The sequence below is a fragment of the Planococcus sp. TJ-307 genome (assembly GCF_058268435.1).
On record NZ_JBZDOJ010000002.1, the window covers coordinates 526,103 to 550,399 of the forward strand.

Consider the following 24,297-nt stretch of genomic DNA (forward strand, 5'->3'; position numbering starts at 1 on the left):
TGGAAATAAAATGCTCGCGTGTTTTTGGACCAAGCCCTCTCAATACTCCTTTTACATATCCAATCGGAAAAGTCTCATTTGTGCCAAAAAACTTGTGACAGCTTCTGACTCGATCAGTTTTTTTACAATCTTGGATCGACAGGATCTGATTCCATCGCAAGCGTCCCCAAGCTGCATTCGTGGACCCGTTCGATCGTATCTCCGCTGGTATAGCGAAGCAATCCTTCAACTCCAAGTGCAAATTCTTTTAATGCCATCTTCTGTTTTTTGCTAGTATTTCTGTTCTTCAATCGTTCTAAGTTTTTGCCTTCTACATAATCCATTCCGTAAATGATCCGCAAGTATTTGCGACCCCTGACTTTAATGGCAGGCTGCAGCAGTTTCCCTTTGTTTTTGGCAATAAAAAATTCAGGTTTGATGATCAGTCCTTCGTGGCCGTCTTCTGTGATTCTATCCCACCACTCAATTACCTCATTCTCGCTTGCTTCATCTGTTATTAGTTTGAATTCTGTTTCTACAAATAATTGAGATTGGCTGGAAAGAAACTGGTTCATTTCCATATGCCACGCATGCGGCTTGTCGATAAAAGCCTTGTTGCTGTGTGCCAGCACATGAAATGGCGCAATTTGAATAGAGTTGATCGAGTCCACATTCCAACAGTATTTCTGGAACACTTCATTGAATTCGTGCGCGTTTTCAAGTTTCTGCTCATACTCCTCAAGCCACAGCTGCAAGCCTTCGTTGGTTCCGAGCGCCGCACTCAGCTTCTTTTTCAGCAGCGAGCGGTCGACCAATGCATTTTCTGCCACATGTGCATACTGGCTGCTGATGAGCTCTTTCGCTTTTAAGTTCCACGGCATAATTTCTGCATCCAGCAAAACATAATCGGTTTCGTACTGTTCGAAATAATTCATGCCAATTAAGTCTTTGTTCAATTGTACGAGAAGCCGTTCTTCAGTTTCACTATCAAAAAACCGCTTTCCGGTTCTGGTGTAAATGGTCCCCAGTGATTCGATTCCAGTATGCTTTAACGCTGCTTGTTTGTCTTTAAACAAGAACAGGATGCCGCGGCTGCCCATGTGTTTTTTCTCTGCAATCATCGTCTGGATTCCGTTGCTTTTAAAATACTCCATTGCTTCTTTTGGGTGTTCCAAATAATCTGCAAGTCCGGATGCCTTTGGTGTCGGACTCATCGTTGGCGGAATATAGACCAATTGTTCGATTGGGACCGTGAAGTGGGAAACGGCATCGATTGCCGGTTTAACTTGTTCTGGAAATATTTTCACTTCACCCAGCGCTTCTGTCAATACAGAATACCCGTGGATAAACTTGGCAAGGTTTGGCGGATTTAACCGGTTTTTCTCCCATTCAGCCAATGGGTTTTCATCCGTACCGGAATAATCGTGCTTGGCCTTTACTGCTGTGAACTCTCTTTCCGGATATCGATAAGCCGTCAGTTCTCCGCCAAAAACAACGCCCTGGTCAATATTGATGGTGTTATTGATCAATAGAGGCTTGGGTTTTGGATCATGCCCCCAAACGATCAGTAATTTGTTTTGGTGAGCCACTGTCCAATCTTTTCGCACCGGCTTTCCTGTGTCACTAAACCCATCCGTATCTCCGTAGCGGCAAAAATCACTGATTGCCTCAGATTGCTTGCCGATAAATGCATCTCTGATTCCTGCATGTGTACAAACCAAAACTGGTGCTCCATTCTTTTTGAAAACGTAATGGGAAGGGGCTTCCAGCAAAAACCGATGCAGCTGCCGTTTGAGTTTTTGAAGTTCAGTTTCCCCGTACTGTGTTTCATAGGCAAGAAATTCTTCTTCCACCTTTTCGTCTCCATGTCCCAGTACCACTTGCCGCCCTTCCAGCCACCTGGCAATTTTCCAGCCGTGGTTGCTGTCTACCATCAAAGCAAGCTCTTGCTGAACGTGTCTGTAAAAGAAGAGCATCGTCTTGAGTGACTCGGGTCCGCGGCTCATTACATCCCCGACAGAAATGAATTTCCGGCCTTCCGGATGTACAAAAAATCCATCTTGATCTTCTTGATAGCCAAGTTTTTCAAGCAACTCCATCAACTCTGCGTAACAGCCGTGGACATCTCCAATAATGTCGATGCCTTGCCCGATATCTTGTTCAATTTGGCTTGCATGCCTGAAGATTTCTATGCTTTCGGTTTCTTTTACCATATACACAGTCGCAAAGCCTTCTTTTTTTATGGTGCGCTTTTCATTCCTGAAAATTTGAAACTGCTGTTTGATACGCCGTTTTCCGCGTGGATTGTCACGCACTTCGTCTCTGTATACCAAAATCTTTTCAGGAACGTCAAAGACAATGGCATGAATGGAAACATGATTCTTCTTCGCTAATAAAATATACTTTTTGCGGTCTTCTGAATGAAGATGTGTCGCATCAACCAGGACTACCTTGTTCAAGCGGCACCGGGCTTCAATAACAGAATCCATCATCTCGAAGGCCTCTGTTGAAATTTCCTGATAGCTGTCCATTAACCCTGCAGCTTCATCCTGAGGACGATTTCGCCAGTCGATAAACGCTTCGTCACTGACCATCACCCTAAAATCATCTGAGCTGACGACTTCTGAAGGCAATATTCCTTTTTCTTCGATTAATCTTTTCAATAACGTCGTTTTCCCGCTATTTGATGGACCAATTAATAAAACGATCCCTGAATGGGGCAAGCCGATTTTCATGAGTTGTTCACCTTCCTTTTAAACACACACATCTGCGTAGGAAATCCTTGATTCAAGTTTTCTTCACCAACTCCACTAAATTCGAGCTCATATAAATCAAGGTGATTCCGGGCCTTGCACCATTCCCGGAATTCCTGACGTGTCCATTCAAATCGATGGTCGTCATGCCGGAAATGGTCTTCCATGTCATAAATTTCGTTATACTCCTGATTTGGTGTAGTAATAATAAGCGATTCTGGGGCATACAAGTTTAGAATCGTATCGAATGCTTTTGGCAGCCGCTGTTCGTCTATGTGTTCAATCACTTCGCATAGGATAATTAGGTCTTTTCCTTTTAGGCGTTCGTCGTAATAGAATAACGAGCCCCATAAGGTAGTGGGTTCAATAAAGTTCGACCGGTCTTTCACTTTTTCAAAACGCTTGATTGCTTTTAAAGTCGCTGCTTGAGAAGGCTCTACTGCCAGTACTTCTTGGACACCGTTGATAAAGCCCAACTGAACAGCCAGTTTTCCTTCGCCAGAGCCAAAATCCACAATGCTATTTGGCTTTAGCAGTTTGGCGGTTTCCACAATTTTTTCATAGCGCATTTCATTCAACCGTACTTTTCTCACTGGTTCTTCCGGTTTTTCTTCTGTTTTTGGGCTTTCTACCAGGCTATAAATTTCTTTAAAGCGAAGGGCCTGCCGGTAAATCATTTCCCGCATCGGATGCTCTTCCAGCCAGCCATCTCCGTACCTTTCCAGTTTTTCAATCTCTTTTTCGTCTATGAAATAATGTTTGTAATTGTCTATGACCGGAATGAGAACAAACAAATGACGCAGAGAATTTTGGAGGGTTTGATTTCCGGTTAATGTGAGGGTGCGGACAGTGCTGCTTTCTTTCAACTGAAAAGAGTAGTGTATCTCAGGACGTTCAATATCTACTTGGTATCCCATAGGCTCGAACAAATCCTTGAGCTGCTGATCCGATAAGGTTGAAGCAACCGGCCCCAATTCCAATACGAAAGGGAATTCATGGTCAACCCACTGAGCATATTCTTCTTTTGGCTGGCCATTTAATGCCGTACCGAGCGCAGAGCGAATAAACGAACAAAAAATACTGCTGACGGCAAATTCGCGGTCGTTAATATAATGCGTAATATCAAAGGAATTGGACTTGTTTTGCATCAATTCCAGTGGATCTGGAGTTACAAAAACCGTCATTTCAAGTTCTTTATCTGCAAACTTGCTGTAAAACATTCGGACCAAATGGCCCTTTTGGTTTCGCTCGTATAAATTTTCCGGATTTTTGGACACTAAATATGAAATGGCTTTTACATTGTCACCGGTTGCCCGAATCGTCAACTGCATACTGTATTCTCCTTTGGATTGATCCTCTGCTTTAATGCCTTAAACATATCATAAAATTTAGAAAATATATTCATATATTTAGTAATAATTTCATCTTAAAAAGATTTCGAGACGTTCGTAAAACCCATTGCACTCCTATTTTCAAAACGTAGTCCTTATGCTCGGCTTAAATAATTTCTCCAATAAACCAAATTTCCCCTTCATGATAATAATCATCGTCTGTAATCACTTCTTTGCAGCCGGTAAAAAACAAACTTTCTGGAATGGTTAACGCCCATTCGGTTGGAATGTTCCTGTCTGACGGAAGCTCCAGCCATTTTTGTTCCTCACTATTTCTGCTAAAAAACCCTTCAAAATGTTCGTTGCCTTTAAAAACAATAAGTTGTGAATCCCACAACTTGGGCAAATCTACTGCCACGACTACTCGGTATGTTTCTTCTGTATTCGGTTTCTGTTTAATTAAATACTCAGCTTGATCTATCAAGGTTTGGATGCACAGCTGCCTAACTTTTTTAGGTGTTTGAGTGGAATCGATAAAACTTTGATCCACTGGCAAATGAAGATGCCAGTAGCCATGGTAGAAATGGGTTGGAAACTCAGCAGTTTCTTCTTCAATTCTTCGTTTCATCTGATTCGACTTCCTTTTTATCCCACGGACTTTTTTCTCACGCATGTTCTTTCTCCTAAAAATTATTTGATAAAACTAAAATGAAATATAATTTCATTGATCCAGATAAGGTGACCGAAATTCTTCTATGTATAAACCTTCGATCCTTTTCAGTCTTTTAATAAGCTCCTCTGTAATCCCTTCTCCTACAAAATACATATAATAATCAGTTCCGAAATGTATTTCGAATTGGTTTTTGGCTATAAGTTTACCCCAGACTTCTTCCCGAAGAATCATCTTAACCAGCTCTTTCACCATTTTTCTAAGAATGGCTTTTCCTTCTGTTAGGTTCATTTCTTTTACGTTAAAATGATTCTCTAAGCCTATTATCCTCAAATGAGTACTACCTGTTTCCTGCATAAGCGATTCAACGGCGTCGATATATTTATCCTCTGTGATCAAGTACTGCTGCATTGTAAAGGTTTGACCATAAAAAGATTTTCCAACATCTGATATACTGGTCCATTCTTCAACTAATGTGTAATGGCCGTTTGCATCCCTGTTCAGTGGATTGTATTTTGTTATACGTATAGAGTTCATATTTATCTCCGCTCTTTAAAACTAAATATATGAAAAAAGAATGAGTTACATTAAATTATTGTTGAATAATTACAGGTTATTTTTTGGAAGTTCGAAATCAACTTTTCAAGAAAGATCTTTAAGAATTAATCAAAACGATATTTCCTATCATTTTGAGGTTTCCATTTTCAACGATTAGTCCGTCTCCATCATTTCCTGCGTAAACAAGAGTATCCGTCTGTTTAGCATATTGCTGCACTTTTCTTATATATTCACTGGTCCAGCGATTATAGTGAGGTAAAAATTCAAACTCTGTAAGGTTTAAACTTTCTAACTGTTCTTCATTCTCCCCTATAAACAGCTGAAAAAGTTTAATAGACTTGCCCAGTTGAACTGCTCCTCCACTTACCCCAACGATTGTTCCACCTGCTTCTGCATAGTCTCGCAATACTTTTTTAAAATTATGCCGCTCAAGCGCTTTGCTAAATTCAATTGGATTTCCAGCAGCAAGATGAATGATGTCACACTGTAACAAATCCTTTATCTTTGAAGAATCAAACCCATCATAAAGGTCAAAAAACATAACATCTTCTATTCCGTAACTTTGCTAATACTGTGTTTTTTTAAGAAAGTGTACTTTTTCTTTATCTTCTGTGGAAGGAATATAGCCAATTTTTGTATTTTTGATATCTAATCCATTAAAAAGAAAACCATCCATTCTTTTGTTTCCAGTTGATTCAACAACTTGATCGCTATAAAAGAACAACCTTGCCAAGTAGAACACCTCGCTATTCCAAAAGTCTTTTCCATATTCTAAAGTGTCTTTTTCACAAACTCTTGGAACAAGTCTTCTTCCTCAGAAAAAGGATTGTGATTGCTCCACTCAAAGATAGTCAGTTTAGCGTTTGGAATCAACTCTGCTATTTCTTCTCCAAAATTTACAGGACATTGTGCATCAAACCTTCCTGCATAAATAAAACTTGGAACGGTAATTTCTTTTATTTGCTCGCGGATATCAAAATTTGGAGATTCCTTTCTAATAAAATAATCCAGTCGCAGTCCAACAGTTTTCCCACTGTTTGGCTTTTTCATTGCAACTTTTAGTTTTTCTTCGGAATGATACGACATCAATGCCCATTCGTAACTGATCTTTTGACGTACTTCAATAGGTGTTTCCGGATTATTCAGTAGCGTCATGATTTCCATTACACGGTTGTAATTTGGATTTTCCTTGCAATAAATGCTATTTGGATCTTTTCCATAGCCATTACTTGCAGCTGCTCCACCAGCAATGATTTTAGTAAGAGATGCCGGGTAATTAATGGCGTACTTTAAGGCGAGCATTCCGCCTGTAGAATGTCCGGCGAACGCCCATTTTTCAAAGCCGAGTGCATTCCTTATAGCTTCCAGATCTTTTAAAGTTTCATCCATGCTATATTCTTCTGGGTTTAAAACTTTAGCGGACTGCCCCGCTCCGCGAAGGTTAATAAGATAGACATGATAATCATTAGAAAAGAAAGCCGCCATTGAATTGCCTCTTTCATCAAATTCGCTGTAAAGATGCGTCACAGCTAATGGTTCTCCTTCTCCTTGCTCAAATATTTCGAAACCGCCTCGTTCTGTTTCAATAATCCTTTGTCTCCACATCTTATTCACCACTTTTCAGACTTTTCATTTAATTATACAATATATGTAAAAATAATAAATGAAGTTTTCAAGAAAAATCGTCATCCATTTTACTTTTTAATTAAATTTACTTTCTCATATTGTTAGTTATACTTAAATTGGAAGCGAATTAACAAATTTTAAGTTTTCAAAAGAAGTGAGCTTAGAATGGAGCGATTTTAGTGAAAAAAAGTAAGATTTACAAAATTTCATACCCCTTAATTGTAGTTTTTTTACTATTTGGATTTCTAATTCTATTCATCTGTGTGTTGGCTATAAGAGAGACATTGTCGGAAGGATTTTTGGAAACGCTTAAGTTTGTAGGCATCACACTAATTTTCCCTCTCCCCTTCATTTGGTATCCCATTTATCTTTGGAAAAAAAGAAAGGAAGGCAGAGGTTTTTATTGGGATAATGAAGGAGTAGTCATTGACTTAAAAGGGGCAAAAGTGTATTGGGATGAAATCGAAAGTATCCGTAAATCTTCTTTGTGGTTTCAAATTTTAATGAGGTCTACTGTAATTCATCCTCACTACACAAACCACGAAAAAATACGGCTTCGCCGAAAAAAATGGATGCCAACACCTGGACACTCTATTGATTGGATTTTGATTGAAAAGCCAAAAGAATATCATGAAAACCTGTTAAAGGCATGGGAAGAAAAACGCAAACTGCTCCAATAAAAACTTATAGATTATCAGTAGAAAAGGAGGCATAAGACAGTGGAAAAATTACGCCTGAACTCTTCAAAATAAAATTTTGAGGAGGAAAAACAATGACGATTATATTAAAAGTAACAAAGGAATTTGATCAAAGAGAGCTGGCTGCTTTATATGAAGATGTAGGATGGTACGCATACACTAAAGATTTAAATCAATTAGAGAAATCACTATCAAATTCCCTATATGTTTTATCAGCATGGGAAGAGGAACAGTTAATTGGTTTGATCAGAGTAGTTGGCGATGGTTTTACAATCATCTATATACAAGACATCTTGGTAAAATACAGTCATCAAAATCAAGGGGTTGCGACTCGTTTAGTAGATCAGGTTTTGGAAAAATTCAAAAATGTCCGGCAAAAAGTACTCCTGACCGAAGAAGCCCCTAATGTTCGGCATTTTTATGAAAAGACTGGCTTTGAATCTTGTGATAAGGGAACGCTAGTGGCCTTTGCAAAGATGGATTAGCACAAAGTTTAATTATTTCCCATGACAAAAACGTATTCGAGAAAGTCGAATACGTTTTTGTTTTAATATGGAAGCTATTTGACAGAAAATATTAATTATCCATCCTTTTTCTAGCAACTATTTAAAAGATTTTCTAGTTCACAAACAAGAATAAATAATTCCCATTGCTATTGGCATTTTTAGAATCTACCGCTTTGCTGTAATCTACCCACTTTACCTTTTTATAACGTTGTTCGACTTTATGATGAAGCTCTTCTTCAGTGCTCATGATTGTAAAGACTACTTTTTCATAAGGCAGTTGAAAATGATTCATCGCCGCAGTTACAGGAGAATCGGCCAATAGCAGTTTGCAGAACTCATCTGCCGTTGCAGCTTTTTCTGCCAAGCCATTTTCTGCTTGTACAACGTATTCATAAATTTTCTTTTTTCCGATAGGAAGTTTGGCAACTTCACTCTTCCACAAAAAGTCCATTAATCGTTCATTCATACGACTCTCTCCTTATTTACTTGATAGGGTCAATTCCAGCAAGGTGCTTTGCTTAGTCCGATTGCTGGGTCGCTTTTTCATAAACCTGTTGAGTAATGCGATCAGCTGCCTGGCGTGCGCCGGAAATGTTTCGGGCGATCGGCCCGATTTCCAGCTCTGCCAATGCCCCCATGACATAGAGGTTATGGGCCCATTGAAGATTTTTGGAAACGATGGGATATCCGCAGTCGGCACATTGCAAATGGTTTTCTTCTATCGCTGGTGCCAGCCACTCTTTCCCAGGCAGCGTTGTTTGAAAGCCAGTAGCTAATAAGACGGTTCCGCTTTGCTGAAGCAATCGGTTAGACTTATCGTACAGGTTTATCGCACCTTTCTCAAACCTGCCGAAATGGACTTCGCCATCCGTTGTGAGATTGGGATTTTTTCGCACTTGGTGAAGCAGTTTGATGTACAAGTCACGGGGAATGGATCCCTTATAACGCGCTGCCTTGATTTGCTGTCGCCGTTTTTGGTAGCTGTGTGTTTTATGGAAAGCCATTTGCTTTTTGGGGCCGAGCCATCCTGGATCGCTATCAAAGTCATGGATGCGAAACGAATGGCGCTTTAGCAGCGTTACTTGATTTGGAAAAAGCTTGTTTAACTTGAGAGTTAAATGGACTGCCGTGATGCCTCCGCCAATTACGGTGAATGGTGGTTTTAGTTTCTCTAATCTCGGAAGGGACATGTCGAAAATGTGGTATATCGGTGCATGTGTACCTTCCTGCAAAATGGCAGCCCACTCAGGCAAATGCAATTGTTCGTTATTGCCAATCGCCAAGATCAATTGCTCACTTTGCACCGTTTCGCTGTTACTCATATTTACTTGCCAACCTGTATTCTTTCGGCTAATAGATTCAACAGATCCCTTTTTCCAGCATTTCTTCAGTGCCAATTCTTGAATCATGCAAGTGCAATGTTCTTCAAACAGCAAAAGAGAAGGACGTTTAAATCTTCCAAGAAAAGAAGCGCTGTCGTCAAATTCATTGTCCTTCGCAAAAGCTCCCAGTCCAAACGGATTTATATCCAGGTGATGGACTCCGGGTGATCGAAGAAAAGGCATTGAAATAGTGGCAGTACAGCGATGCCAGTTCGCTAAAGGCTCTGTGTGCCGGTCAATTATTAATAATTCCTCTACCTTGGCTTTCTGTTTTCTGATCAAATAACTGGCCATGGTTATTCCTTGAATTCCACCGCCCACGATTATCCATTTAAACATCGTACGCCTCCCCATTTCCCATTATTACTCTTTCGACTTAAAACGTAACCATTACTATTTATGAAATATACTTTTAAATTTACCACTTCTTTCTTTCACAAACAAGTAAAATTTTTATCCCAATACATTGTGCAATAAACTTCTATGTGTTATTTTTAGAGTGACCGTTATATCTAATATTAATGGAGGGATACGATGAGTTCCAAAAAAGAAGATTTGCTCGTAACCGCTGAACGTCTTTTTTACAGCCATGGGTTTCACGCAATTGGCTTGAAAGCGATTGTCCAGGAAGCTGGCGTCGCGCTGATGACACTGTACAATCATTTTAGCTCCAAAGAAGAACTTATCTTGGAAATTCTGAACAGAAGAGAACAGGGTTACTTCGATTTATTAGAGGAAGCTAAAAATAGCGAAAAAGGATCTATTGAGAATCGCCTTGCTGCTGGCCACTTAGTGTGGTTAAAAAATAGTTCGCCTAACGGTTGTATGTTTTTGCGTGCTAAAGAAGAGTTTGGCAGTGCTCCAGATCAATTGATTGTTCAGAAGGTTTATTCCCACAAAGAAAACTTGCTTCAGTTTTTCCAATCAAGTGGGCTCTCCACTTTGACCGCTTTGCAGCTATCCCTGTTATTTGAAGGAGCCACTTCCCTATCCGAAACCATAGAGATCGGTAAAGTTGAAGATTCCTTCATCCCTTTAGTGCAACACTTAGAAGTAGGCTGACTGCTTACTTTTTTTAACCAAAAATATAGTGACCGTTCTATCTATAATTAGGAGATGAAAATATGTGGAAAATTATTATGCCTGGTATTGCCATGGTGGCTGTCACTTATGCTTTTGCACGATACAGTTTTGGTTTGTTTTTGCCCGACATCAGTTCGACTTTGAATTTATCTGAAAGCCAATCGGGCTATGTAAGTTCGGCAGCCTACATTGCTTATACACTCGCTTTGCTGACGTCTTCACTATTTATTCATAAACTAAATGCGCGAAACGTAATTCTACTGTCTGGTGGTGCTGCCTGCCTTGGAATGATTGGGATGGCAGCTTCCCAAGGATTCTATATGCTGGCTTTCAGCGCTTTTGTTGCAGGATCCGGCAGCGGATGGGTTTCACCGGCATTTAGCCAAGTGGTGTCTTATACAATGAAATCGAATTTGCGGGATAAGGGCAACACGTGGATTAATGCGGGTACGAGCTTTGGAATTTTTATGATGGGCCCTGTAGCTTTACTATTTACAGACCAATGGAGATGGAGTTACGTGCTATTTGCAGTTCTTGCAACCGTGGTTTGCTGGTGGAATGCATCTGTAATTGAACAAGAAAAACAAACCCCTTCAGTAAGAAAATCGAATAGATTTAATTTGAAATTATTAACAAAGGCACGATTTTTGATCTTGGCATCTGTCGGAATCGGTTTCAGTTCTTCTATATATTGGACCTTTTCGAGAAGTTACGTTACCGTTGTTCATGGCCTTTCAACAAATGAAAGTGTGGTTTTCTGGATCATCATGGGAGGCGCAGGAATTCTTGGGGGGATTGCTGGAGCCATTATTCAATCCATTGGACTAAATCAATCCTACCGATTGGGCGTTGTAGTTGTCTCTGCTTCTATTTTCTTGTTAACCATTTCCAATCAAGAAGCCATCTACTTCTCGGCCCTGTTATTCGGAATTTCTTTTATCTTCATGACGGGCCTGTTTATCGTTTGGGGCACACGCGAGTTTTCAGCTTCACCTTCTATTGGCGTCAGCATCTCATTTTTTTCACTGGGCATTGGCCAATCAGCCGGATCGATGGCTGCGGGCATGTTGATAGAAGAAATTTCATATCCTTTTGCCTTTAACGTGTTTGCGATCGTTGGGCTCTTGTTTCTTTTTTGCAAAACGAAAATTTATTCGGAGTAATGAACAAACACTTCACCGGTTAAAATTTGTAAAATATTTCATTCTAACAAGAAACTTTTTTCGAAGCCAATCGCCATAATAAGAGATGCAACCACAAACAATCATTAGTGTTTGAAGAGGAGGATCGTCATGAAACTGAATCGTCCTTATTTTTACGTAGTCTTGTTTACGATATTGCTTGTTTTTTTAGTCGGACTCGATTATATAAATCACGGTTCGTTTGAGTGGTTTAGCAACATTACACTATCTGCAGTGATTACGCTCTTTTACATCATCTTTACGGATAAATATTATAAAAAATCTTCAGATTAAAAAACTGTCATGATCTGTTTTGAAAGTGACACATAGGTTGAAAAGTCACTTTCAGAATTCTTGTTCGCTCCTTCATTAGTTCCTTTAGAGCTAGTTTTTACTCTTAAACTCCTGCTTGAGCAGCGAATACATAAACAAATCATCAAACTTTCCACACGTAAATTCATAGCTTCTAAGCAAACCTTCCTTTTGAAACCCGTGTTTTTCCACCAACTTTTGGGAAGGAGTATTGGCCGGTTCGATTAAAGCTTCGATTCGCTGCAAATTCATGCGTTCAAATCCATATGCTAAAACCGACTGGAAAGCTTCACCTGCAATTCCCTTTCCCCAGTACTCTTCACTCAATTCAACTCCGATTTCCGAACGATGGTGCTGAGACTTTACATTTAAAAACCCACAACTGCCAATAACTTTTTCCTGGCCTTTTATCGTAATGCCCCATCTAATTCCAGTATCTTTATCGAAAATTGATTTATACCAAGAAATTTCATCGATTGCATCTTGCCGTGATTTGAAGGCTTCAATTCCCATATGCTTGGTTACTTTTTCATTGGACAAGTACTCAAGTACATTTGCTGCATCTTCTTCAGTAACTTGCCTTAATATCAATCTCTCGGATTTAAGTGTGGGAAACTTATTTGTTTGGTCCATCGGTTCCTCCTTGACTAGTAGTAACTTACTCAACCACCAGTCGAATCCATTCTGTTTCTTCAAGAAAATCTTTTCTTGTGAATTTTTGCTTTAACATCTTTTGGCGGTATGAAGTAATGGTCCCATCATGTGTAACGACATAAACTTTGTGGCATTTGAAACTTTGGCAAAACCCAATAAACTCTTCAGCTAAGTTAGCAAACTCATCTTCAGATAGCGTATTAATGCCTTCTGACCATAAGGACAAAGACAGATTTGGTGCAAGAGAGAAATTAGGAAAGTCACTTTGAAGCCGCTTTAAATCAAGCAATATATCGCATGGTAATGTAACTGCATTTAACCGCGTTGGAAATATGCGTGGTGCTGCCAAAGGATGGATAATTTTTTGGCACGCTATATCTGCACTCCAAATCGTTGCCGTTTGAAGGGTTCTTAAAGTTGGACTGACAATTAATACATCTTCAGCAGTTAACGAAAGTGTAGAACGCAGTTTTTCAGCTTGGCTGAATCCTTTAGCTGTCAATGAAGGATTGGCCAGTTGAAGGCTGTCTGGCAAATTCACAGTGTGTTCACCTTGCCCATGGCGAATAAAAATCAATTCCAACTTTACATCCCCAGTCTATGAGTTTAATTCATCCAATACTTCTTGCAGGGTGGATTGGCCAGAAATTGTCGGCTCTCTTCGTAATGCGGCTTTCAGCGCTTTTTTGATGTTTTTTTCATTTTCTGGGTCAGCTAAGGTCACGACCGTGTTCGCAACAGCGCATCTGACTGCATAAGAAGGATCGCTCAATAAGTTCAAGAGTGATTGCAAATGAATTTGGGAACCCAGCAAGTACAAACCGGTATAAATCCCCACCTTGGTTAAACTGCTCTTTTCCTGTTGAAGATGCTTTTGTAGTACTGGAATGGCAGTTGCGGCTCCAATTTTGCCAAGTCCTTCTGCTGCATCTCTCCGGACAATTTCTTCCTCATCACGTAAGGATTCAATAAGATATTTTTCTGCTCGGGCGTCCTTCAGTTCACCTAACCCTTCTACCGCTGACATGCGGACCAGCTCGTCTGAGTCTTTCAATCGCCTAATGTGGGCAATAAAAACTTCTTCTCCCGTGTACCCCCATAATGCTTCAAGAGCCAAATAGCGAATTTCTTCGTCCGGATCTTCTGTTAGTGGCAAAAGTGTGGATTTAATCATCGGATGGACAGGAAGTCCTCCCAAACCTTCTATAGCCATGATTCGTACTTCTCGATCCTCCTCTTTTGCATATTCTGCTATTCTTTGAAAGACATCTGGTCCACCTCGAGCCAGCAACTGTTCAATTGCCATCCTTTTCTGTTCAACTCTCATGATTGTAGTGTTCAACTCCTCTTTTAAGCTGCTGTAAAGAACACCATAAACAGGCTGAACAATGCAATAAAGCATAACGTAATAAAAACCATCTTTTTCCACCGTTCGCTTTTAAAATAAAGATTCCACAACAGAAAATAAAGCACGCTGCTGATTAGAAGAAACACCAGGAATCCACCGACATCTTTAATTTCATGTGCATAAATAGACAGAAGTAATCCCGAAAACAGAAACGCACCATATAAATTCATAACGCTTCTTATGCCAATTTGTTTAATTGAATTAGTTTTTGCGTCCGAATTGGATTGCATTTCTCACCTCTTCATCGACCTTTGATGGTTATTTATACGAAAAGCGGAAGAGGATAGTTTCATTTTTTGCAAATTGCCCCAGGTATTTTGCTTCGGAGTATCACTTTCGTCCTTATCCAAATAAAAAAGAAGAAACTTCATTAAGAAGCTCTTCCTCTTTGCTAACTAAAGCATATAGCTCTAGTATGCTTTTGCCCAATAAACCAATTCTTTCGCAGCTCTTCCGCAATACACACAAGTATCAGAAACGCCTTTTTCCTCAAAGGGAATACAGCGTGAAGTCGCCTGCGTCTGTTCTTTTATTTGATCTTCACATGCTTGGTCGCCGCACCACATCGCCTTGATAAATCCTCCGACATGGTACAAATTCGTTTTAAACTCCTCCATATTCACAGCAACGGTTGTTTTGGCTAAGCGATGTTCCAATGCTTTGTCGTACAACGAGCTCTGGATCTCCTGAAGCAGCCGGTCGATTGTTGTTTCGATATCTTTGTTTTTTACATCAATTTTCTCTCCTGTATCTCTTCGGACCAACACCACTTTCTCATTTTCAATATCTTTTGGACCGATTTCCAAACGAATTGGAATTCCCTTCATTTCGGACTCGCTGAATTTCCACCCTGGCTTTTTATCGCTCGCGTCTATCTTGACCCGCAATGAAGTTTGAAGCGATTGGTGAATGGCATAGGCGGCATCCAGCACGCCTTCCTTATGCTGCGCGATTGGAACAACGAGTACTTGAGTTGGCGCTATAGCAGGCGGCAACACCAATCCTTTGTTGTCGCCATGGACCATAATCATCGCGCCAATAATCCTCGTCGTGAATCCCCATGAAGTTTGGTGAACCGGCTCTAACTTCCCTTCCCTGTTTAAAAACTCGATTCCAAATGTCTCCGCAAATCCGGTACCGAAACTATGTGAAGTACCGGATTGAAGCGCTTTTCCGTCGTGCATCAAACTTTCAATCGTGTAAGTAGACTTTGCTCCCGCAAATTTCTCTTTGTCCGTTTTCCGCCCTTTGACTACTGGAATTGCCAGCACCCGCTCACAAATATCGGCATAAACATCGAGCATCCTAAGAGTTTCTTCCTTAGCTTCTTCTTCTGTTTCATGGCACGTATGCCCTTCTTGCCACAGAAATTCGAGCGTCCGCAAAAACGGCCTGGTCGTTTTCTCCCAACGGACAACGTTAGACCACTGGTTATACAACTTTGGCAAATCGCGATAGGAATGAATGATGTTTTTATAATGTTCTGCAAACAAAACTTCTGAAGTCGGTCGGATGCACAAGCGTTCTGCCAGCTGCTCATCTCCCCCGTGCGTGACCCAGGCCACTTCAGGCGCAAATCCATCTATGTGATCCTTTTCCTTTTGAAGCAGGCTTTCCGGTATAAGCAATGGCATGTAGACATTTTCATGGCCCGTGTTTTTGATTTCCTGGTCAAGCGAAGCTTTGATGTTTTCCCAGATGGCGTATCCGTAAGGGCGGATGATCATAGAGCCCCGTACGCTCGAGTAGTCAATCAGTTCTGCTTTGGTGACAACATCTGTGTACCATTTCGCAAAGTCTTGATCCATGTTGGTAATTTGTTCAACTAATTGTTTGGCCATGTCCATTCTCCTTTTAATAAATATTTTGGAACACAAAAAAGCCCCACTTTAAACTAAGGGACCTCTGAAGGCGGTACCACCCTTATTTAAAGCAAAGCTTTACTCTCGAAATGGCTAACGGCATCAACCGCTGCATTTTTCAATACAGAATATGAAAGGCAGGTTCGACAAATGTACATTGGATATCTCGCAGCTTGCAATATCCTCTCTGAAAAAGTACAGCTTGTTTACTAGTCCTTAAACGTGCGAATGGAATGCTATTTGTATTTTATACAGATTAATTGAAATAGTGAAACAAGTCAACACCAATTAGATGATCCTCTGTCAAAACTAGTTGTATCTTACTCTTCCCAAGTTTTTGAGTAGTGAAGCATTTCTTCTTGGCTCATGCCCATGTGTTCATAAAGCTTCTGGGCTTGGACATTATCTGTTGCTGTTTCAAGCGCGACAAAGCGGGCATGATTTTCTTCGCAGTAAGCAAAGCTTTTCTCCATTAACCGCTTTCCTGCGCCTTGCTGGCGAAATCGTGGATCAACATATAAATCGTTGAGGATATAAGCTCTCTTCAAGGAAACAGAAGAAAATACTGGATACAACTGAACAAAGCCAGCTGCTTCGCCTTCCACCAATGCAATAAAAACAATCGACTCTTCTTTTGAAATGCGTTCTTCCAAAAACTGTTGTGCTGCTTGTTTATCTTCTTGCTGACCGTAAAATTGCCGATATCCATCAAATAAAGGAACAACCCGCTCCACCATGTCCAGTGTGACTCTTTCTATCTGCATGCTATTGCCTCTTTTCTTTTATTAGTACTTCTGTAATATATAGTAAAATAAAGTAACGTGTTTAGAAAGAGCAAAATTTGGATTCAACGGTTTCTTTATTCCCAACCAAAATACCCCCAATGGACTTGTTGAGTCCATTGGGGGTATTGATCAACTAAAATTAAGCAGTCGTTAATGCATTTACTGCCAAAATAGCATCTGCTATTTGTTCAGGTGTAAGTTCTGGATTCATGTTGTGCGTGGTTTCGCCTTCCACCGTTGCCAATTTGCCGATTTCCAACAAATCTTCGTAAGCAACATCGTCCAAATGAAGATCTTTTAAGGTGGTTGGCAATTCAATTGCTTTAAAGAAGTCAGCATAACGCATAATCTCTTTTTCAGAATAGCCTTCAAGGACCAACTGCGTCAATACTCCGTACGACACTTTCTGGCCATGGGTCAATTTGTGAATATCCCCTTTTAAGGCAGTAAATCCGTTGTGAATCGCATGAGCGGCAGCGAGTCCTCCATTTTCAAAGCCTAATCCTGACAATAAAGTATTTGCTTCAATAATTGCTTCCACTTGTGGTGTGACAATTTTTTGTTTGGCTGCTTTGTATGCCGCAATCCCTTGATCAAACAAGATTTCTTCTGCTTTTTCCGCAATCGCAATGGCTGCAAGCGTTGCTTTCCCGCCAGCCATAGTATTGGAATTGCGTTTTTGTGAAGCTCTCACTTCAACCAATGTCGCCATCGCATCACCCATACCGGAAGCAAGCAAGAAGATGGGTGCGCCTACCACTACTTTGGAATCAATTAACACCAATTCCGGGTTTTTGTTATAGAATTTATAGCCCTCAAATACGCCTTCATCCGAATAGATAACAGAAAGTGCACTTGTTGGTGCGTCTGTAGACGCAGTAGTCGGCGCTACAACTACAGGGATTCCTAATGCATCACCCACAGCTTTTGCCGTATCAATGGTTTTGCCTCCGCCTAAGCCAATGACTACGTCTGCTTTTTTATTCTTGCCGACTTCAGTCAGACGAGTAATCTCTGTATTGGATGCTTCGCCTGTAAACTCTTCGTAGATGTAAGACGTATTTGCTGCTTCAAAACTTTCTTTTACCGTAGTTCCGGTAATTTCCCAAACAATGCTATCCGATAACACGAGTGGAGCTTTCCCGATTTTTGCTACCTCTTCGCCAATTTCGCTAAGAACCCCAGCACCTTGGATATATTTTTTAGGTGAAATAAATACTTTCTTTTGCATAATGTATTGCTCCTTTCAAATCTTGTTATTATAGTCCATTCAACTAATCGCTCTAAATACTATCGTTCCCTGGAATTTAACTGGGCAAACAAAGTATGTTTTCAAAATGGCAGTAAAATGAAACTTTATAAGAAATGAAACGATATGATTACTATAGTTTTTTAAGAAGGAGGATTTGTCACTATGGCAATTGAAATGCTGGTTCCACTTGGTGTAATGATTTTGTTTCTTATTTTGAGCTTTATTTTATTACGGGGAAAAGGCGCATTTTTGATTGCAGGATATAACACGATGCCGGCTGAAGAAAAGGCCAAATATGATGAGGTAGCTTTATGCAAAGCGACAGGAAAAATGATGCTTTGCATTACGTTTTCAATGGCCTTTATTTTCTTAGGCGGATATCTCCAAACAAATTGGTTATTAACCATCGGGATTGGTTTGATGATCGCTACCATCGTCATTGCATTGGTTTATATGAATACGGGAAATCGATATAAAAAGAACGGTGGTTCCTAAATTTAAATTAAAAAATGAGGGCATTCGATGATTCGATCGAATGCCCTCATTTTTTATTGTTTTGCTCGGTTTTAAGATGTTGATTTCTGTGAAATGTCTGTAAAATAAACTCCTTTGCTGGAACTTCTAATATTTCATACCCCAATAAAAAATCGTGATTGTCGTAATATATGCTTTTTAACTCGATATTCTCTTCTCCCAAGAATAATAAATGAATTTCTTCATTTGACCATTCATTTCAAACTCTTCATCGCCAATTTCCTGCTGAATAAAACCAGTTTTCTTCAACACTTTTTGAGATGCTATATTTATAGTGGTTGTTTTTGCATAGATTTTCGTTAAGCAAGTTTATTGTGATCTCCATAACGTTCCTCTTTCAAACGGTTAGCAATAAAACTCCGCTATTACTGTGCCGCGTATACATTTTCTACCCTCTAAGAAAGCCGCCTTCTGAATTGATAATCTGTCCGGTGATCCATTGTGCTTCTTCACTGGCCAGAAATCCGATAATGTTCGCTGCATCTTCAGGTTGTCCGATTCTTCCAGTTGGAAATTTGGGAAGCAAATGCTGCCGAATGTCATCCGTCATCCAAGTCGTATCGGTCGGCCCAGGATTAACCGCATTGACTGTAATGCCTAATTTCGCAAGGTCTGATGATAGCGAAACCGTAAAGGCTGAGATGGCCCCTTTAGTTGCTGCATAAGCCAACTCCTCGGGCATGGGACCCAGACCTTGCCCAGATACTAGATTGATAATTCTTCCAAACTTATTTTCACTTTTTTGGAATTGCACCGCAAACTCTGTACAAAGCAAAGATGTTGTCCTGACATTCACACTATAATGGTCATCCAATATTTTTTCAGTAAGCTCCATGTAATTTGAATTGGTTGAATAGGCCGCATTGTTGATTAAAATGTTAGGTGATCCCAACTTTTCATTCACGGAAGACAAAACCGTTTTGTAAGCACTTGTTTCAGACAAATCTACCTCTATAAACTCACACTGCACACCCATATCGGTAATTTCTGATTTGAAGTTGTTAGGGAAACCAAAGTTTGATTTCCAGTGAGTGAAAAATAGATCTACACCCTGTGACGCCAACTTTCGGCAGACTGCAGCCCCAATACCTTTTGGATTGCTAACTCCTGTTATAACCGCGATACGCTTTTGTTGTTCTGTCACGATTGAATCCCTCCTATGAGAAAACGCTCCAACCTAATGCAATTTATAGATAGATATTGATTTTTACATCTCTAAAATACATTTTCTTATACTCTTTTTTAATGACGAAGCACCAGAAATATCTTCAATAACTATGTAAAAACTTTTTAAGAATTTCTTACAGTTCGAGTACAACTTCCAGTAATTTTCTTCTTCTATCACTTTGTTTAATTTTTCTAACTCTAAAGGAATATCTTTTGCCAAATTCTCAATCTCTACAGGATCTAACCCGTTGTTAAGTAGTTCAAGAATGGGTACAAGCAGTCTTTCATCTTCATCATGAATATATACATGGTGAGAGACAGAAGCTTTGTTCCAAAGCGAATTTAGTATTTCTGAATACGCATCTGTTTTAATGTTTTTATTTTTTATAAGCTCATCAAATGCATCCGCAGCATGTGCCACACTGTGTGCCCACCCTTTTCCATAAACAAAACCTCTCAAATCGTTTTCTTGTTCTATGTAGGACACCAGGTTGTCTTTTACTTTCAAAACCATGTGTCTTGTTAAAAAACCATCTTCATTATCTCTATATAAAATTAGTGCAATTAATAATGACGTGAAAGAGCGGGTAAAAACTGTATCTGATCTTACTTCCCTTATGCCTTTGAACAGCATACTGCTGCCTAAACAAGAGTTCAACATTTCAATCAATAGCTTATGTTCAATTTTCTTGTTTAGTATTAATTTGCTAAAAGTCCCGTAAATCAGATTGTCACGCAACTCACTATCGGACGATCCAATATGTTCCATCATAGATTTGATTATTAAAAGTTCATTTTCTTTCTTCCAGCTTTGTTCTCTCTTCTGCAAAGCTACCAAAGTTTTCTTTAGTTGATTTGCCTCCATCGGAATAGTGTCAAAAAGAGTAGTCATAAGTCACCTCTCTCAACTAGTGTTATCATAAATAACCCATAATTTTTAAATCTATTTCATCAACTTTGACATCTTCATAAAAGTCTCTAGTCGCGTTTTCCTTCTCTGTTTCTGTAATTGACTTTTTTCCTGCAAGGAGCTCTCACTTTTTTTGCCACTTGTTCTACATCCATTAAAATGTTTCTTTCGTTTTTACCAAAGCAAAAGATCCAGCAAAGAGAGAGTACAGTTTTTGATTAGCATACCTAAAGTAAATTCTTCACAAAATGGCTGCGCTCTCCATCATCCAAATATAAGCTGTACCCGCTATTCTTATAAAATTCAATCGCACTTTGCCAGTCATTATTTGTTTCTAAAAGTAGTTTTTTATAGCCGTTATCTCCCGCCCATAACTCCAAACTATGAATCATCCGGTTGGCAACGCCGGTTCTTCTGTATTCTTTTAAGACAGACATTCGCTCGACCCTTCCAACACCCGAAGCTTCCGAAGAAACGGCACCCGTACAAATTATTCGATTTTTGTAGGTGCCAACTAAAAACACAGCGCTTCGCCCGCTATAGCTCTCAATGATGCTTTTCAAATCTGGATTGTACTTGGGATCGATAAAGCCAAAGCGCTCTTCTAAGCCTTTTAGGATTACATCCCTTGCTTCTTCTTCAAATGACTGTGTAATGGGATGAATTTTCATTTCTTGCAAAACTTGAGTCAAATTCATTTTCCACCTTGCCTTTATTAGATTTCAGTTACTGGCAGTAAGCTCTGTGATTTGAGAATCGGCCAATGTTTTCAACTTTTTTGAAAGCCACGCAAGCCTTTCTTCTATTGCTGCCTTATCGCCGTACCGAATTCTCGTCCCCTCAGATATCTCTTCTCCCAACAAACAAAAATGACTGTATGCAGTCTCCAGCAACTGCAGTACTTGTTCTCCTCTCACTTCCTTTACCACATGCAAATCTCCTGCACAGTATCCTTCGAGAAATCCTTTTGCCAATGCTCTCAGCTGGTCGGTACATTTTAAAAACTGATGTTTGCGATATCGCTGAGTATCTGCCAAGCCGATAAAATAAGTTTCATAAAGGTTCATAAAATTGCCAGCCATTCCCCGTGCATAATAAATGCTTGGATATGGATCGATTAAGCGAATACGGCCGCTATCCAGTAAGATATTTTCCGGCGAAACGTCCTGATTTGCCAGAAGCGGTTTCGTGAACTGCTGATTTCGAAGTTTAACAGCCAATTGAATCGTTTGGTTAACAACTGGGTCTTTAAACTCCGAACGAGCTGCACATAAGGTTCTGTAATCTGCTAAATGCTCTTCGCTTTCTTCTTTCAAAAATTCCTTGGCATCGCCAGCAAAAGTACCTTGCAGTCCTTTTTCCTCTGTCCATGCAAGATATCCAAAACCATTAAGTCCGTGTAGAGTTTCTTCAGTTTCGCGGTGGATCCTCCCGACCTCCTGTCCTATTTGAAAAGCCCTTTCTTCGGTCATTGTATGCAAGTCGATAGGATTTCCAGCAAAAGTTTCCAGTGTATACGTCAGTTCCGGCGAAATATGAAACTCGTAAAATTCAGGTGCTGCGCTTTCTGTTGCTCCATTAACAGACTGGTAATACAGCTTGGTTCCACCATAGTCCGCTTTTAACGTTTCCTCGTTATATGGTACCGCTTTTCCATAAGCTGTTTGTTTCGGAATTCGCAATACAAAATCATCATTGTCTTTTTGTACTTTCCAAGCACAATGCCATGCACCCTCACCGAGAAATATTGGTTCTTGAACACCGGCATGAACTAGTGCTGCTTCCAGTTTTTTTCGATCCATGCTACTCCCTGCTTTCTACCCTTTATTTAGTTTATCTTTCCTAATTTTATATGAAAGAACATTCGAAATGTTCTTTTCTTACATTTTTTTAAAAATCAGTATGAACTTTTATTTTAAAAATCTAACGTTATTGAAGGAAATATTAAAAGCACATGGAAGTATGTTAAACAGTGGAATCGAAATTATCGTCCACACTTAAAGGGCCTCATGCTACTAACTGGGTATATTCTACCGACTAGCGTTTACGATGCTTTGATTTTTGGTACGTGGGTGCAAATTTTTAGTTTAAGTACGGAATTCAAGCTTTATGTCAATCAACTATCTGATTTTGATACAGACAAGATATCTAGAATAACTTCCAGATAAATAGGTGGGTAAGTATCCGAAGGAGGTTTCCATGATGAAGATTATTGACTTTTTATTGGACAGCGACCCGGCTGTAAAAAGGCAGACTGAGCTCTATTTGTTGGATAAACATCCTTCTTACACAACAGACGGTTGGATCAGTCAATTTCTTTCTTACTTTGATGGAGAAAAAAAGACGTGGGGAAACGGGATTTACAGCCCGAAGTGGATATCGACTTTTTATACGATGAGAGATTTAAAATCTTTGGAAATTGATCCGGCGCATCCCATTTACCAACAGGGATTGCAGACCTTGATCGACTATATGTGGAACCCTCGAGAATTTGTGGAAGACGATGTTTGTGTCGTAGCAATGCTTTCTGGGTTATTGACCTACGGCAATTACCGGTCATCTGTTATTGATGAGATGATTCGCTATTTGCTTGAACAGCAGCAGCCGGATGGTGGTTGGAATTGTTCTGCTGCGCATAGCCATAGTGCTAAAAGTTCCATACACACCACCTTGTCTGTTCTGGAAGCATATGCAGAATACGAAAAAGAAGGATATGGAAACAGCCTTTCCAGGATAAAGAAACAGACTCAAACGGGCCAAAGCTATTTGCTGGACCGGAATCTGTTGCGCAGAAAATCGACCCATGAAATCATTTTGCCTTATATTGCTGAGTTTCACTTCCCAACAAGGTGGAAATACGACGTCTTACGCGCCTTGGTTTATTTTGCGGCCATCAGTTATCCGCATGCCCCCGCATTGGAAGAGGGATTGGAACTGCTCAAAAAAAAGTTTGAAAAAGGGTACTTGACTAAAGGGCCAGCCTACACTGGCAAGATTCACTTTCGGATGGAAACCGCAAAAATTGGAGCTATGAATACATTAAGAGGATTAATGGTTTTAAAACGGTACTCTCCTGATTATTACAATGAAATCATTCGTAAGGACATTGTCATTTCCCAAACATGAGCGTTATAGAGAAAAGAGAGAAGATGAGCTTTTAGGCGGCTCCTTCTCTCTAGTTATTAGTATATATTTTGCTTCATGATTTCTCCGCATTTTAAAATGGAAGACTTTGAAACAGTGAAACTGTGAGGATCGATGTAAACAAAGTGCCCGCTGTCGTTAAAGTGACAATCTTACGCCCATTCTGTGTCTCTGAAGATTTCATAAGTTCGTAGGTCATAGTAACCCAAATTATACTTGTGACTATAGCAAGTAGGCCGATTATTTCTGAAGACATGAATAATCCCTCTTTTCATTTGTATTTTATGTACATCTTTAATTTCTTATATACGAAGCGGTACAGTTGAGGTTTCATGTTTTTCCTGTGTTTGGACAACAGGCTTGCTCATTTCATCAAAACAAACAAGGCACCCATAGCTGGATTTGAAGCTCTTTTGCACTGGCTTTGTTCGGAACTGCTGAGATTTGAATTTCTTCAAAAGTCTATTTTTAAATTTTATTTAAATATTCAGTCTTTTTAAAA

At 39.8% G+C, this 24,297-nt stretch carries 27 protein-coding genes and 1 other annotated feature; of the genes, 7 read left to right on the forward strand and 20 right to left on the reverse strand.

Annotated features, from left to right (window positions below; genetic code table 11):
- Nucleotides 1-122 precede the first annotated feature (122 nt).
- The 6 genes from AC4EHK_RS08960 to AC4EHK_RS08985 form a co-directional block, all read right to left on the reverse strand.
- The gene (locus AC4EHK_RS08960; protein ID WP_490978453.1) at nucleotides 123-2,714 is read right to left on the reverse strand and encodes a polynucleotide kinase-phosphatase; all 2,592 of its coding nucleotides are present in this window, start codon (nucleotides 2,712-2,714) and stop codon (nucleotides 123-125) included.
- Nucleotides 2,711-4,063, reverse strand: a complete 1,353-nt coding sequence (locus AC4EHK_RS08965; protein ID WP_490978454.1) for a 3' terminal RNA ribose 2'-O-methyltransferase Hen1 — start codon at nucleotides 4,061-4,063, stop codon at nucleotides 2,711-2,713. The genes AC4EHK_RS08960 and AC4EHK_RS08965 overlap by 4 nt, the downstream gene beginning before the upstream one ends.
- A gap of 166 nt (nucleotides 4,064-4,229) precedes the next feature.
- The gene (locus AC4EHK_RS08970) at nucleotides 4,230-4,736 is read right to left on the reverse strand and encodes a DUF3916 domain-containing protein (protein ID WP_490978455.1); all 507 of its coding nucleotides are present in this window, start codon (nucleotides 4,734-4,736) and stop codon (nucleotides 4,230-4,232) included.
- 48 nt (nucleotides 4,737-4,784) lie between these two features.
- A complete protein-coding gene (locus AC4EHK_RS08975; RefSeq protein ID WP_490978456.1) occupies nucleotides 4,785-5,270 on the reverse strand; it encodes a hypothetical protein in 486 nt (161 codons plus the stop codon).
- Nucleotides 5,271-5,388: 118 nt separating this feature from the next.
- Entirely contained in the window at nucleotides 5,389-5,832 is a 444-nt protein-coding gene (locus AC4EHK_RS08980) for a Type 1 glutamine amidotransferase-like domain-containing protein (protein ID WP_490978457.1), read from the reverse strand.
- 230 nt (nucleotides 5,833-6,062) lie between these two features.
- Nucleotides 6,063-6,896 (reverse strand): alpha/beta fold hydrolase, encoded by an 834-nt coding sequence (locus tag AC4EHK_RS08985; RefSeq protein ID WP_490978458.1) that lies wholly within the window; start codon nucleotides 6,894-6,896, stop codon nucleotides 6,063-6,065.
- A 200-nt stretch (nucleotides 6,897-7,096) separates the two neighbouring features.
- Between AC4EHK_RS08985 and AC4EHK_RS08990 the strand changes: the two genes are divergently transcribed.
- Nucleotides 7,097-7,597 carry a hypothetical protein gene (locus tag AC4EHK_RS08990; RefSeq protein WP_490978459.1) on the forward strand — a complete coding sequence of 167 codons (501 nt, stop codon included), beginning with the start codon at nucleotides 7,097-7,099 and terminating at the stop codon, nucleotides 7,595-7,597.
- Between the two features lie 92 nt (nucleotides 7,598-7,689).
- Nucleotides 7,690-8,100, forward strand: coding sequence for a GNAT family N-acetyltransferase (locus AC4EHK_RS08995; RefSeq protein WP_490978460.1), 411 nt, complete (start codon nucleotides 7,690-7,692; stop codon nucleotides 8,098-8,100).
- A gap of 133 nt (nucleotides 8,101-8,233) precedes the next feature.
- Here AC4EHK_RS08995 and AC4EHK_RS09000 read toward each other — a convergent pair whose 3' ends face one another.
- Both AC4EHK_RS09000 and AC4EHK_RS09005 read right to left on the reverse strand, forming a co-directional pair.
- On the reverse strand, nucleotides 8,234-8,587 hold the full coding sequence (locus AC4EHK_RS09000; protein ID WP_490978461.1) for a hypothetical protein: 354 nt from the start codon (nucleotides 8,585-8,587) through the stop codon (nucleotides 8,234-8,236).
- A gap of 52 nt (nucleotides 8,588-8,639) precedes the next feature.
- Entirely contained in the window at nucleotides 8,640-9,842 is a 1,203-nt protein-coding gene (locus AC4EHK_RS09005) for an FAD-dependent oxidoreductase (RefSeq protein WP_490978462.1), read from the reverse strand.
- A gap of 195 nt (nucleotides 9,843-10,037) precedes the next feature.
- Between AC4EHK_RS09005 and AC4EHK_RS09010 the strand changes: the two genes are divergently transcribed.
- The 3 genes from AC4EHK_RS09010 to AC4EHK_RS09020 all read left to right on the forward strand — a co-directional run bounded on the left by AC4EHK_RS09010 (nucleotide 10,038) and on the right by AC4EHK_RS09020 (nucleotide 12,061).
- Nucleotides 10,038-10,565, forward strand: coding sequence for a TetR/AcrR family transcriptional regulator (locus tag AC4EHK_RS09010; RefSeq protein WP_490978463.1), 528 nt, complete (start codon nucleotides 10,038-10,040; stop codon nucleotides 10,563-10,565).
- A 62-nt stretch (nucleotides 10,566-10,627) separates the two neighbouring features.
- Nucleotides 10,628-11,749: an MFS transporter gene (locus AC4EHK_RS09015; protein ID WP_490978464.1), complete on the forward strand. Its 1,122-nt coding sequence runs from the start codon at nucleotides 10,628-10,630 to the stop codon at nucleotides 11,747-11,749.
- A 129-nt stretch (nucleotides 11,750-11,878) separates the two neighbouring features.
- Nucleotides 11,879-12,061 carry a hypothetical protein gene (locus AC4EHK_RS09020; protein ID WP_490978465.1) on the forward strand — a complete coding sequence of 61 codons (183 nt, stop codon included), beginning with the start codon at nucleotides 11,879-11,881 and terminating at the stop codon, nucleotides 12,059-12,061.
- Between the two features lie 90 nt (nucleotides 12,062-12,151).
- On the opposite strand, the gene AC4EHK_RS09025 is transcribed toward AC4EHK_RS09020, so the two are convergent.
- The 7 genes from AC4EHK_RS09025 to AC4EHK_RS09055 form a co-directional block, all read right to left on the reverse strand.
- The gene (locus AC4EHK_RS09025) at nucleotides 12,152-12,712 is read right to left on the reverse strand and encodes a GNAT family N-acetyltransferase (protein WP_490978466.1); all 561 of its coding nucleotides are present in this window, start codon (nucleotides 12,710-12,712) and stop codon (nucleotides 12,152-12,154) included.
- A gap of 25 nt (nucleotides 12,713-12,737) precedes the next feature.
- Nucleotides 12,738-13,316, reverse strand: a complete 579-nt coding sequence (locus AC4EHK_RS09030; RefSeq protein WP_490978467.1) for a histidine phosphatase family protein — start codon at nucleotides 13,314-13,316, stop codon at nucleotides 12,738-12,740.
- Between the two features lie 15 nt (nucleotides 13,317-13,331).
- Nucleotides 13,332-14,060, reverse strand: a complete 729-nt coding sequence (locus AC4EHK_RS09035) for a HEAT repeat domain-containing protein (RefSeq protein ID WP_490978468.1) — start codon at nucleotides 14,058-14,060, stop codon at nucleotides 13,332-13,334.
- 23 nt (nucleotides 14,061-14,083) lie between these two features.
- Nucleotides 14,084-14,371 carry a hypothetical protein gene (locus tag AC4EHK_RS09040; RefSeq protein WP_490978469.1) on the reverse strand — a complete coding sequence of 96 codons (288 nt, stop codon included), beginning with the start codon at nucleotides 14,369-14,371 and terminating at the stop codon, nucleotides 14,084-14,086.
- A 180-nt stretch (nucleotides 14,372-14,551) separates the two neighbouring features.
- Complete coding sequence (proS, locus tag AC4EHK_RS09045) at nucleotides 14,552-15,982, reverse strand: proline--tRNA ligase (RefSeq protein ID WP_490978470.1); 1,431 nt, start codon at nucleotides 15,980-15,982, stop codon at nucleotides 14,552-14,554.
- 53 nt (nucleotides 15,983-16,035) lie between these two features.
- Nucleotides 16,036-16,229 (reverse strand) — a binding site (T-box leader).
- A gap of 94 nt (nucleotides 16,230-16,323) precedes the next feature.
- On the reverse strand, nucleotides 16,324-16,767 hold the full coding sequence (locus AC4EHK_RS09050) for a GNAT family N-acetyltransferase (RefSeq protein WP_490978471.1): 444 nt from the start codon (nucleotides 16,765-16,767) through the stop codon (nucleotides 16,324-16,326).
- Nucleotides 16,768-16,927: 160 nt separating this feature from the next.
- Nucleotides 16,928-18,019, reverse strand: coding sequence for a glycerol dehydrogenase (locus tag AC4EHK_RS09055; protein ID WP_490978472.1), 1,092 nt, complete (start codon nucleotides 18,017-18,019; stop codon nucleotides 16,928-16,930).
- Nucleotides 18,020-18,202: 183 nt separating this feature from the next.
- Between AC4EHK_RS09055 and AC4EHK_RS09060 the strand changes: the two genes are divergently transcribed.
- Nucleotides 18,203-18,535 (forward strand): DUF3784 domain-containing protein, encoded by a 333-nt coding sequence (locus AC4EHK_RS09060; RefSeq protein ID WP_490978473.1) that lies wholly within the window; start codon nucleotides 18,203-18,205, stop codon nucleotides 18,533-18,535.
- 427 nt (nucleotides 18,536-18,962) lie between these two features.
- Here the strand turns inward: AC4EHK_RS09060 and AC4EHK_RS09065 are convergent, their stop codons facing one another.
- The 4 genes from AC4EHK_RS09065 to AC4EHK_RS09080 all read right to left on the reverse strand — a co-directional run bounded on the left by AC4EHK_RS09065 (nucleotide 18,963) and on the right by AC4EHK_RS09080 (nucleotide 22,453).
- Entirely contained in the window at nucleotides 18,963-19,718 is a 756-nt protein-coding gene (locus tag AC4EHK_RS09065; RefSeq protein WP_490978474.1) for an SDR family oxidoreductase, read from the reverse strand.
- 63 nt (nucleotides 19,719-19,781) lie between these two features.
- Nucleotides 19,782-20,633: a DUF2785 domain-containing protein gene (locus AC4EHK_RS09070; protein ID WP_490978475.1), complete on the reverse strand. Its 852-nt coding sequence runs from the start codon at nucleotides 20,631-20,633 to the stop codon at nucleotides 19,782-19,784.
- 245 nt (nucleotides 20,634-20,878) lie between these two features.
- Nucleotides 20,879-21,349: a GNAT family N-acetyltransferase gene (locus AC4EHK_RS09075; RefSeq protein ID WP_490978476.1), complete on the reverse strand. Its 471-nt coding sequence runs from the start codon at nucleotides 21,347-21,349 to the stop codon at nucleotides 20,879-20,881.
- Between the two features lie 24 nt (nucleotides 21,350-21,373).
- A complete protein-coding gene (locus AC4EHK_RS09080; RefSeq protein WP_490978477.1) occupies nucleotides 21,374-22,453 on the reverse strand; it encodes a hypothetical protein in 1,080 nt (359 codons plus the stop codon).
- A 397-nt stretch (nucleotides 22,454-22,850) separates the two neighbouring features.
- Here AC4EHK_RS09080 and AC4EHK_RS09085 point away from each other — a divergent pair, with 397 nt between their 5' ends.
- Nucleotides 22,851-23,777 carry a hypothetical protein gene (locus AC4EHK_RS09085; protein ID WP_490978478.1) on the forward strand — a complete coding sequence of 309 codons (927 nt, stop codon included), beginning with the start codon at nucleotides 22,851-22,853 and terminating at the stop codon, nucleotides 23,775-23,777.
- A gap of 91 nt (nucleotides 23,778-23,868) precedes the next feature.
- Here the strand turns inward: AC4EHK_RS09085 and AC4EHK_RS09090 are convergent, their stop codons facing one another.
- Nucleotides 23,869-24,051, reverse strand: a complete 183-nt coding sequence (locus tag AC4EHK_RS09090; RefSeq protein ID WP_490978479.1) for a hypothetical protein — start codon at nucleotides 24,049-24,051, stop codon at nucleotides 23,869-23,871.
- Between the last annotated feature and the right edge of the window lie 246 nt (nucleotides 24,052-24,297).